Origin of the sequence: Anaerotignum sp. (assembly GCF_031981185.1) — a bacterium.
In the GTDB taxonomy this organism is placed as follows: Bacteria; Bacillota; Clostridia; order Lachnospirales; family Anaerotignaceae; genus Chakrabartyella.
Genome location: NZ_DALYUL010000010.1, coordinates 41,136 through 50,988, shown reverse-complemented (window position 1 = coordinate 50,988; position 9,853 = coordinate 41,136). Strand labels below are relative to the sequence as shown.

Below are 9,853 nucleotides of genomic sequence, written 5' to 3'. Positions count from 1 at the left end.
TTCTAACAAAGTTGTAAAATATGTAAGTAGAAAGATTGTAGCGAGCGAGATTAAAACAGCACCAGAAGCAGCAGGTTCCCTGACTGTAACAAACGCAGCAGCAGGAACATCTAATGGAACAACAATTGTTACCATTAATGAAGCGGCAGCAGGTGGAAATAGCTTAGTTTACAAGGTTGGTGCTGCTGAAGTAACAGGCTTAACGGTAGCAGATACTGTAGCAGATGGAACAAACTTTGTTTCGGGAACAACAGAAATAACAGTGACAGCTGACCAGTATGTTACTGTATATGAAATTGATGGTTCTAACAAAGTTGTAAAATATGTAAGTAGAAAGATTGTAGCGAGCGAGATTAAAGCATAAAACTGAATGGTATTAATTATACTGTATCTGAAAGCCCCGTACCTCTGGTATGGGGTTTTTCTCTTTTACCAGCCATAATGAATTCATTATTCAAGTTTGTTTCTCCATGTCTTATTGACCATGCACGGAATTCCTTGTATAATTCAAAAAGATGAATTAAATCCCGGTTATATCTAGCATGAACTATAAAGGAGATCATATCCATGAGTATTGAAGAAGAGGCATTAAAACTGCATTATGAAATGCAAGGTAAAATAGAGGTAGTTTCCAGAAAAAAGATTACAACGAGAGAGGATTTATCCTTGTTATATACCCCTGGCGTTGCGGAGCCTTGTCGGGTAATTGAGAAAAACTATGAGGAATCCTTTCGGTTGACACGCCGTTCCAATTTGGTTGCTGTGGTGACAGACGGCACGGCAGTTCTTGGCTTAGGGGACATTGGCCCTGCGGCAGGCATGCCTGTAATGGAGGGAAAATGCGTATTATTTAAAGAGTTTGGCGGCGTAGATGCTTTTCCTCTTTGCATTGATTCCAAAGATGTGGATACTATCGTAAATACCATTTATTTGATTTCCAAAAGCTTTGGTGGCATTAATTTAGAAGATATTTCTGCGCCACGTTGCTTTGAAATTGAACGGAAGCTCAAGGAAATTTGCGATATCCCCGTATTTCATGATGACCAACATGGAACGGCCATTGTAGTTGCGGCGGCTATGATTAACGCCATGAAAGTGGTTGGCAAAAAAATGGGAGAAATGAAAATTGTCATCAATGGTGCAGGTGCAGCTGGTATTGCCATTGGGAAGCTTCTCATTGCCATGGGTTTTGGCAATATTGTGATGTGTGATATTAACGGCATCATTTGCGAGGGCGACGAAGGCTTAAATGATGGGCAGGAGGAAATCTCTCATATTAGCAATATCCATAAGGAAAAGGGGAGCTTGGCCGATGCTATGAGAGGCGCGGACGCTTTTGTTGGTGTGTCCCGTCCTAAAATGGTAACTGGGGAGATGGTGGCGTCTATGAACAAGGGTATTGTTTTCGCCATGGCGAATCCCGTTCCTGAAATTATGCCTGATGAGGCATTGGCGGCTGGTGCGGCTGTTGTTGGTACAGGCCGTTCTGATTTCCCCAATCAGATTAATAATGTACTGATCTTCCCTGGAATTTTCAAGGGGGCTTTGGCGGTTCGTGCCAAGGAAATTACAGAGGGGATGAAGCAAAGGGCGGCATACGCCATTGCAGCTATGATTCCCGAAAATGAGCTGCATGCAGAAAATATTATTCCTTCTGCTTTGGATAAATCTGTGGCGGATGCGGTGGCAAAAGCTGTTGCTGATGTGGCAATCGAAGAGGGCATTGCGCGTGTGAAGCCATAAGCTTAGCATAGATAAAAATATCTTGGCTGAATAGTTTCTATCTGCAAAAATTTACTTGTTTTGTTGCTTTGAAAAAAAAGGTCAGGCTTTTCATTTGAGAAGCCCGACCTTTTTGTTTTATGGATAAATTAATTTAGCTCACTGTACATGCTTTTTCAAAAACCGAAAGAAAGGTTATATCATCCTCTTTTGTCCGTTTATGGATATGTCCACTCCGTCCCTTTTTTTGCCGCCGCATTTCTCGGGAAAGATGGCGCTCAAAAAGCATTCGCTCAATATTTTCAGCGGTATAGAAAAAGCCATTTGGATGGATCGCCGTAGCTTTTTTTGCCAAAATCAAAGTAGCAAGGCCATAATCGGCGGTGACACAAATATCCCCTTTTTCTGTTCGGTTGGCAATGGCTAAATCAGCACTATCCGCCCCTTGGTCAACAGTTACAACATGAACGTTGGTTTCGGGGTAAAATAAAATATGAGAGGCATCAGTCACCATATAAACCTCTATATTATTTTTTGTAGCTACTTCAACGATAATTTCTTTCACTGGGCATGCATCTGCATCGACAAGTACTTTCATTGTATTCTCCTTTTGCCACAGGTTGAGATGCATGTTACAACGCAAATCTTGGGCATTTTTTATTAAGGACAGAAGGCCTAGGTTTTACTTAGGCACACTGCAAAAATTAATATCCCATTTCTTCTCCAACTACAATGACTTTAATTCTTTTTGCCGGTCTGCATAATCTTGTAATCAAAATTTGGCTGCAGATACAATCTGTAGTGGTACAGTTATGGCAGCTACCTGTGGCAACGCAAGGGGTTTTTCCCATAAAACGGAAGGCATTTGTTGCCGCCGCCACGTTTCTTGCCCGGGAAACTGCTGCATCAAGATTTGGAGCTACTTTATTGATACCACAAATGACGATAACATTTTTGGGGCCGAAAGACATGGCAGCAACGCGGTTTCCTGTGCCATCGATGTTCACTAAAATACCATCTTGAGAAAGGGCATTGGTACTAGTAATAAAATAATCAGCCAAAAGGCCTTGACGATGTAAATTTGCAGTTTCCTCAGGGGATTTTGCCAAATCTCTATCAATAACTTCAAAATCTCTGTCATGGAAAGCTTTTGTGAGACCCATGTTACGGATGGTCATTGAGCCTCCCCAAGAAACACAGCTTTTTTCTGGCACCAAAGATACTGCTTTTTCCAAAGCCTCTTTTGCAGTAGGACAGTAATAAGCCTCAAAATGTCTGTTTTCTAATTTTGAAACTACAGTTTTTCCTAATAGTTCAGTTCTCATTTCAATCGGTGTACTCATGCATAAATCTCCTTTCGTTATAAAAATATTGATAGTTTTATTCTAACATAAATTTGCGAAAACCTATATAGTAAACAAAGTTTTATTTTGTCCTTGGCAAGGAATAATACATTAGGGTTTTTCTCGGGGATTCTTTATCTTGCAATAAGAATATGTTTTGTATTATGATAGGGAGAGAATTTGAGAAACGAGGGATACATTATGGCGATAAAAATAGAGAGCCTTCAAAATAAAATATTTAAGCGGGTAAAAGGCCTAAATTTGAGAAAGAATCGAGATAAAGAAGGCGTATTCGTAGCCGAAGGACTCAGGTTTATTTCTGAAATCCCTTTAGATTGGCCAGTGGAGATGTTTCTGATGACCGAGGCGTTTGCTGAAGAAAATGGCACTAAACTTTTTGAAAATAGGGCAGTAACCTATATCCTTTCGGAGGAATTGTTTTCTCTTTTATCAGATACAGAAAATCCCCAGGGCGTTTTGGCTGTCTGTAAAAAACAGCAAGAGAACAAGGAGAAAACCTGGATAAAAGAAGATTCCTTTTTTCTTTTGGCGGAAGAACTCAATGACCCAGGCAACCTTGGCACAGTGATACGCACTGCTGACGCAAGCGGTGTGGATGGAATTTTTCTTTCAAAAGGTAGTGTGGATGTATACAATCCAAAGGTGTTGCGAGCAACCATGGGTTCAATATTTCATGTGCCTGTGTATCAGAATATAGTTTTAGAGGAAACTGCGAGAGAAATGAAAAAAAGAGGAGTTTTACTATATGCTGCCCACTTAAAGGGAGAAAGCTTTCCCTATCATTTGCCATTGCAAAAAAGTTGCGCTTTTTTGATTGGAAACGAAGCCAGAGGTCTTTCAGATGAAGCCGCAAATTTGTGTGATGGATGGGTAAAAATACCCATGCCGGGACAAGCGGAATCCTTAAATGCTTCAATTGCTGCAGGGATCTTGATGTATGAGGTAGTACGTCAACGGTTGAACTAGTCTTCGGTCCATGAAATTAAGGGAAAGGGATATAAATAATTGGAACAGGTGTCAGCAATGCCGACACCTGTAAAGTTTCATTCGAGTAATTTATCTGTTAATCATTTATCTGCGGATACTGTTGGCAGATTAGACAGGTTATTGTCTTCTGTTCCATCGGGGATAGATTTTAGGTATTCCGTATCCTTTCGATGGGCAATCCCAACACCGGCTATTTCTCCTTGTCTGGCCATTTCTATGGCTTGCATCTTATCAATCATTGTGTCATCAGACAGGCGATAGCCTGTGATTTTTCCACTTTGCTTTATCAAACCTGTAATTTTTTTGGCATCTGATTTTGGCGAAGGAATTTCATCTAGTGTGTTTTTCGCTAATGCTTCTGTTAACTCATTTTTATCAAGGGTTTGATTCATATCCACACCTCCTTTTCATTATCTTATCCATAAATTCAAAAAATATAGAAAAGAAGTGTAGGTGCAAATTATGTCAATTTTCAATACATGTTTATGCAAGCGTAGCAAAGATTTGAATTAAAGCTATGAAGGATTTATGATTTATATAAGAATGAAACATCTTTCTATATTGCACATTGCTATGAATCAATTGAAATTATAAATAAGCTCAAGTAATTAAAATGAAAATTCACCTATAAACCACGTTTAAGTTACAAATAATTACATATTATTGACAAATATCACGAATTGTGATATTTTAGTGTGAGATAAAGATAAGAAATGGGGAAAATTCTATACTTTATTAAAATTTAGGTGCTATTTTTCGTAAATTCCTCCCGCCGATAAGGCTGGGGGAGCTTGCGAAAAGTGATGATTTGGAAATGAAAAGAAGCCATTGCAGCTTCTTTTTTTATGGATTAAATTGTAAAATACATATAAAAATAAGTCAGGTTACATAGTTTGAATAAAGCTTTTTAGAAAAAATTTAAAGTTTTCAGGGCAATATTCACAATTTTCTGAAAAATAGGGTTTACATACAAATGTCTTTGTGGTAGTATGTTTAAAAATAACCAAATAAAATTAATTGTGAAAGAGGTTGCGAATATGAATCAGATCAATTTTGCTGCAACTACATACTTTTACTTTTACCGTGTTTTCAGAGATTCAAAGTGAATTTTACTGTGAGAAAAGACGGTTGGTTTTGATGGTTTTTTCTAGAATGAAGGCTAAATAGACTTCGCAGTGAAATTCGCTGCGGAGTCTTTCTTTTTATACTGGGAAACCCAAAATATGTAAGTATGTGATTTTATTATAAATAAAACATCTTTCAAAATTAGAAAACTAAGGGACATAATAAAGGAGGATAAAGATATGATCGTAGTGTTGAAAAACGGAACAAAGCCAGAACAAATTGATAACTTGAAGGCGTGGTTAAAAAGCATGGGTATTGATACGCATATGTCTGTTGGAGTGAATCATACCATTGTTGGTTTGGTTGGAGATACTTCTGGTGTGGACATGGATTTGGTGCGTTCTTTGGATATTGTTGAAAATGTTCAGAGAATTCAGGAGCCTTTCAAAAATGCAAATAAAAAATTCCATAATGAAAGACTTATTGTTGATGTAAACGGCGTGAAAATCGGTGGCGGCGAATTCCAGATTATTGCAGGACCTTGCTCGGTAGAATCAAGAGAACAGGTTTGCTTTGTTGCAGAGTGCGTAAAGAAATCAGGCGCTGGCTTATTGCGTGGTGGTGCCTTCAAGCCTCGTACTTCCCCTTATGCATTCCAAGGCCTATTAGGTGAGGGCATTGACCTTTTGCTTGAGGCAAAAAAAATGACAGGACTTCCTATTGTTTCTGAAATTATGAATATTACTCACTTGCCATTATTTGATCCCGTTGATGTGGTGCAGGTTGGTGCAAGAAATATGCAAAACTTTGAGCTTTTGAAAGAACTTGGAAAGACAAAAAAAGTAATCTTATTGAAAAGAGGTTTAGCAAATACCATTGATGAATTGCTGATGAGCGCTGAATATATTATGGCTGGCGGCAATGAAAATGTAATTCTTTGCGAAAGAGGTATTCGTACCTTTGAAACAAGAACCAGAAACACATTGGATTTATCCATAATTCCTGTTTTGAAAAAATTAACTCATCTGCCTGTAGTGGTTGATCCCAGCCATGCGTTAGGATACTCCTACATGGTGAAGCCTATGGCCCTGGCAGCAACTGCTGCGGGAGCAGATGGATTGATGATTGAGGTGCACAACGACCCTCCTCATGCATTATGCGATGGAGCGCAATCATTAACGCCGGAAGCATTCGATGATGTGGCAAAAGCGGTATTCCAGATTAGACCTTTCGCTTGCAAATTTGACAATTAATTGACGGAAGCTGAAAAGAATGGGCATCCTTACGAAAAAGATGGGAATGTCGTTTCTAAAAGAAAGGAGATTGAGGTGCGTTTATGAATATAGGAGTAATTGGCATGGGACTCATTGGGGGCTCTATGGCAAAGGCAATCAAACAAAAAACGGAACATACTGTGTTTGGATGGGATGAATCGGAAAATGTCCGCTTCAGCGCAAAGCTGGCAGAGGCAGTACATGGTATCTTGGAAGAAGGGAACCCTTCTGATTGTGATTTGGTGTTAATCGCTTTATATCCGGGAGCAACAGTGGATTATGTTAAAAAATTCGCCTCTCAGTTTAAAAAGGGGGCAATGGTAGTTGACTGTGCTGGCATAAAGCGCGGCGTTTGCCAACCTTTGCAGGAGGTGGCTGCACAAAATGGATTTGTTTTCTGCGGTGCCCACCCTATGGCAGGGATTGAGCGAAGTGGCTTTACTTATTCAACCCCTGACTTATTTGAAGGTGCAACAATGATTTTAACACCTTATACAGGAACAGATATTGCACCTATGAATGAGTTGAGTTTCTTTTTTAAAAGTCTTGGCTTTGCAAAAATGCAGGTTGCTACCGATGCAGAACATGACCAAATGATTGCATATACCTCTCAATTGGCCCACGTTGTTTCCAGTGCATACATCAAAAGCGAATTATCCCCTAAATTCAAGGGGTTTTCAGCAGGCAGCTTTCATGATATGACCCGTGTAGCAAAGCTTAATGAAACCATGTGGACAGAATTGTTTTTAGACAATAGCGATTTCCTTGCAGATGAAATTGATGGTCTGATCGAACGTTTGCAAGTATACAGCAAGGCAATTCGAGAAAAAGACAGTGACAAATTAAAGGCAATGCTAAAAGAAGGTAAGGAAAAACGCCTAGCAGTAGACGATGTAAAGGAATTTGAATAAGGGGCTGCCCATATGAGAAAAGTGAAGGTAAGTACATCTACACAATATGATATTTTAATTGGAAAAGGCCTGCTGATGCAGGTTGGAAAAGAAATGGCAAGCCGTATTTCCCCTTGCAAGGTGGCAATGATAACAGACGATAAAGTGGATAGTTTATTTTCCGCTACGGTGACCCATTCATTAACAAATGCAGGGTTTGATCTCTGTAAGTTTGTGTTCCCAAGGGGAGAAGGTTCAAAACATATCGGCACATTAAGTGATATCTTAGAATTTCTAGCAGAAAATGAAATGACTAGAAAAGATATTATTGTCGCTTTGGGCGGTGGCGTTGTAGGGGATATGGCGGGCTTTGCCGCCGCAGTTTATCAAAGAGGAATTGATTTCGTGCAAATTCCCACTACTTTTTTGGCTGCAGTTGATTCCTCTGTAGGAGGGAAAACTGCCATTGATTTAAAAGCGGGTAAAAATATGGCAGGTGCATTTTATCAGCCAAAGTTGGTTCTTTGTGATACCAATGCACTGCAAACTCTGCCAGAGGAAGTTTTTGCCGATGGCATTGCCGAGACTTTGAAGTATGGAATTATAGGAAATGAAGATTTATTTAACAGGGTCTCGTCATTAGAATTTACCCAAGACCTGGAAGAAATTATTGAAATTTGTGTGTCTATGAAAAGGGATATTGTAATGAGGGATGAGTTTGATAACGGGGAGCGTCAGTTGTTAAACTTGGGGCATACCTTAGGACATTCCATAGAAAAGCTAAGTGCTTTTTCCGTTTCCCATGGCCATGCGGTAGCCATTGGACTATACTTAATCGCCAATGGGGCAGAAGCAAGAGGTTTGGCAGAAAGTGGGCTGGCAGAGCGCATTGGAAAAGCATTAACAAAGAATGGGTTACCAGTAAAGACAGAATTTACTCCACAGCAGATTGCCCAAGGAACTTTAATGGACAAAAAAAGAAGGGGAGGAGCTATCAGCTTCGTCTTCCCCGAAAAAATCGGACAATGCCGCATTGAAAAAGTTCCTGTTGGGGAAGTAGAGCAATTAGTGGCGGAGGCCATGAAAAGTAGGTGAAGTGATTGAATATTAAAATCGGAAAAAGCATTCTTAAAGGAAATATAAAAGTGATTTCCTCAAAATCCGATGCCCATCGTTTGCTGATTGGGGCGGCTTTAGCAGATAAACCAACAAAGATATTCTTAGAGGGTTGGTCGAATGATATTGAAGCAACAAAAAATTGCCTTGAAGTTATGGGCTGCAATGTGATGAGGGACAACGACGGCGTACAGGTTACCCCTCTTTGGGGGGCACAAGCAGATGACATTGTGTTGGACTGCGTAGAAAGTGGCTCCACTCTCCGCTTTTTGCTTCCCATAGTGGCAGCTTTGGGAAAACATGCAATTCTAGAGGGACAAGGAAGATTGCCTGAAAGACCCATTGACGTATTATTGGAAGAACTCAGGGATCATGGTTCTTTGGTGAAGGAAAATAATTTACCACTGGTTATGGCTGGGCAAATTAGTGGTGGTGTTTACACACTGCCGGGAAATATAAGCTCTCAGTACATCACAGGTCTTTTATTTGCCCTCCCGCTATTGGAAAAAGATAGTGAAATTCGACTAACCACTAAAATGGAATCCAGAGGTTATATAGATATGACATTGGATACCCTGAGACTCTTTCAAATTGAAATGGAGGAAAAGGATTGGGGATTTAAGATAAAAGGTGGACAAACCTACCGCTCACCCCAAGAAGTTTCTGCAGAGGGTGATTGGTCAGGTGCTGCATTTTGGATTGTTGCAGGGGGCATTGGTGGTGACATTACCTGTACAGGATTGCGAAAGAACTCTTGTCAGGGAGACAAAGAAATTGTTGACTTGATGGAGCAGTTTGGTGCAAAGGTTGCTTGGGAAGAGAATGGAGTTAGAGTTTGTGGCGGCAATTTAAAGGGAATTACGATTGATGCCGCACAAATTCCTGATTTGGTGCCTGCCCTTTGCACAGCAGCGGCTTTGGCTGAGGGAACAACGATTATTTATAATGCAGGTAGACTGCGTATGAAGGAAAGTGACCGCTTAAAGGCAATGGCAGAAGGCCTACAAAGACTTGGCGTACGTGTTACGGAACAGCCGGAATCCATTATGATTGAAGGCAGAGGAATGCATCCTGTTGGGGAAGTGAGCTTAGATTCCTACGACGATCATCGTATTGTTATGTCCCTTGCAATTGCAGCAGCGGCATTGGGTGTGGAGGCGGTGATAGAAAGGGCGGAAGCTGTTTCCAAATCATATCCCACGTTCTTTGCAGAATTTACACGGTTAGGAGGTGCGGCGGATGTCTTCTAACTATGGAAACAAAGTGAAAATTAGCATTTTTGGTCAATCTCATTCTGAGGCCATCGGCGTGGTGATTGATGGACTGCCTGCTGGAGAAGAAATAGACTTAGAAAAGACACAGCGTTTTTTAGACCGCAGAGCCCCCGGCAAAAACGCCTATTCAACCCCCAGGAAAGAGGGGGATCAGGCTAGGG

Annotated in this window: 11 protein-coding genes; 8 read left to right on the top strand and 3 right to left on the bottom strand. The window is 40.4% G+C overall.

The window, feature by feature from the left end:
- Together RTK36_RS07410 and RTK36_RS07405 are read left to right on the top strand one after the other, a co-directional pair.
- On the top strand, nt 1-364 hold a 364-nt coding region (locus RTK36_RS07410; protein ID WP_331654987.1), incomplete at its 5' end, for a hypothetical protein.
- Nucleotides 365-567: 203 nt separating this feature from the next.
- Nucleotides 568-1,743, top strand: coding sequence for an NAD(P)-dependent malic enzyme (locus RTK36_RS07405; protein WP_312045786.1), 1,176 nt, complete (start codon nt 568-570; stop codon nt 1,741-1,743).
- Nucleotides 1,744-1,876: 133 nt separating this feature from the next.
- Here RTK36_RS07405 and RTK36_RS07400 read toward each other — a convergent pair whose 3' ends face one another.
- Together RTK36_RS07400 and RTK36_RS07395 are read right to left on the bottom strand one after the other, a co-directional pair.
- On the bottom strand, nt 1,877-2,320 hold the full coding sequence (locus RTK36_RS07400; RefSeq protein ID WP_312045784.1) for a YaiI/YqxD family protein: 444 nt from the start codon (nt 2,318-2,320) through the stop codon (nt 1,877-1,879).
- Between the two features lie 106 nt (nt 2,321-2,426).
- Nucleotides 2,427-3,065: a lactate utilization protein gene (locus RTK36_RS07395; protein ID WP_312045782.1), complete on the bottom strand. Its 639-nt coding sequence runs from the start codon at nt 3,063-3,065 to the stop codon at nt 2,427-2,429.
- A gap of 201 nt (nt 3,066-3,266) precedes the next feature.
- Between RTK36_RS07395 and RTK36_RS07390 the strand changes: the two genes are divergently transcribed.
- Nucleotides 3,267-4,052 (top strand): TrmH family RNA methyltransferase, encoded by a 786-nt coding sequence (locus tag RTK36_RS07390; RefSeq protein WP_312045780.1) that lies wholly within the window; start codon nt 3,267-3,269, stop codon nt 4,050-4,052.
- A gap of 101 nt (nt 4,053-4,153) precedes the next feature.
- Here RTK36_RS07390 and RTK36_RS07385 read toward each other — a convergent pair whose 3' ends face one another.
- Nucleotides 4,154-4,465, bottom strand: coding sequence for a DUF3892 domain-containing protein (locus RTK36_RS07385; RefSeq protein ID WP_312045778.1), 312 nt, complete (start codon nt 4,463-4,465; stop codon nt 4,154-4,156).
- A 912-nt stretch (nt 4,466-5,377) separates the two neighbouring features.
- Between RTK36_RS07385 and aroF the strand changes: the two genes are divergently transcribed.
- From aroF to RTK36_RS07360, 5 genes are all read left to right on the top strand, one after another.
- On the top strand, nt 5,378-6,391 hold the full coding sequence (gene aroF, locus RTK36_RS07380; protein ID WP_312045776.1) for a 3-deoxy-7-phosphoheptulonate synthase: 1,014 nt from the start codon (nt 5,378-5,380) through the stop codon (nt 6,389-6,391).
- An 83-nt stretch (nt 6,392-6,474) separates the two neighbouring features.
- The gene (locus tag RTK36_RS07375; RefSeq protein WP_312045773.1) at nt 6,475-7,323 is read left to right on the top strand and encodes a prephenate dehydrogenase; all 849 of its coding nucleotides are present in this window, start codon (nt 6,475-6,477) and stop codon (nt 7,321-7,323) included.
- Between the two features lie 12 nt (nt 7,324-7,335).
- Entirely contained in the window at nt 7,336-8,397 is a 1,062-nt protein-coding gene (aroB, locus tag RTK36_RS07370; protein WP_312045771.1) for a 3-dehydroquinate synthase, read from the top strand.
- A gap of 5 nt (nt 8,398-8,402) precedes the next feature.
- On the top strand, nt 8,403-9,668 hold the full coding sequence (gene aroA / locus RTK36_RS07365; RefSeq protein ID WP_312045768.1) for a 3-phosphoshikimate 1-carboxyvinyltransferase: 1,266 nt from the start codon (nt 8,403-8,405) through the stop codon (nt 9,666-9,668).
- The coding region (locus tag RTK36_RS07360) for a chorismate synthase (protein ID WP_312045766.1) at nt 9,658-9,853 on the top strand (196 nt) is incomplete at its 3' end. The genes aroA and RTK36_RS07360, both read left to right, overlap by 11 nt.

Coding starts and splice junctions, on each gene's coding strand:
- RTK36_RS07405 (WP_312045786.1), top strand. CDS start 568: ATGAGTATTGAAGAAGAGGCATTAAAACTGCATTATGAAATGCAAGGT.
- RTK36_RS07400 (WP_312045784.1), bottom strand. CDS start 2,320: ATGAAAGTACTTGTCGATGCAGATGCATGCCCAGTGAAAGAAATTATC.
- RTK36_RS07395 (WP_312045782.1), bottom strand. CDS start 3,065: ATGAGTACACCGATTGAAATGAGAACTGAACTATTAGGAAAAACTGTA.
- RTK36_RS07390 (WP_312045780.1), top strand. CDS start 3,267: ATGGCGATAAAAATAGAGAGCCTTCAAAATAAAATATTTAAGCGGGTA.
- RTK36_RS07385 (WP_312045778.1), bottom strand. CDS start 4,465: ATGAATCAAACCCTTGATAAAAATGAGTTAACAGAAGCATTAGCGAAA.
- aroF (WP_312045776.1), top strand. CDS start 5,378: ATGATCGTAGTGTTGAAAAACGGAACAAAGCCAGAACAAATTGATAAC.
- RTK36_RS07375 (WP_312045773.1), top strand. CDS start 6,475: ATGAATATAGGAGTAATTGGCATGGGACTCATTGGGGGCTCTATGGCA.
- aroB (WP_312045771.1), top strand. CDS start 7,336: ATGAGAAAAGTGAAGGTAAGTACATCTACACAATATGATATTTTAATT.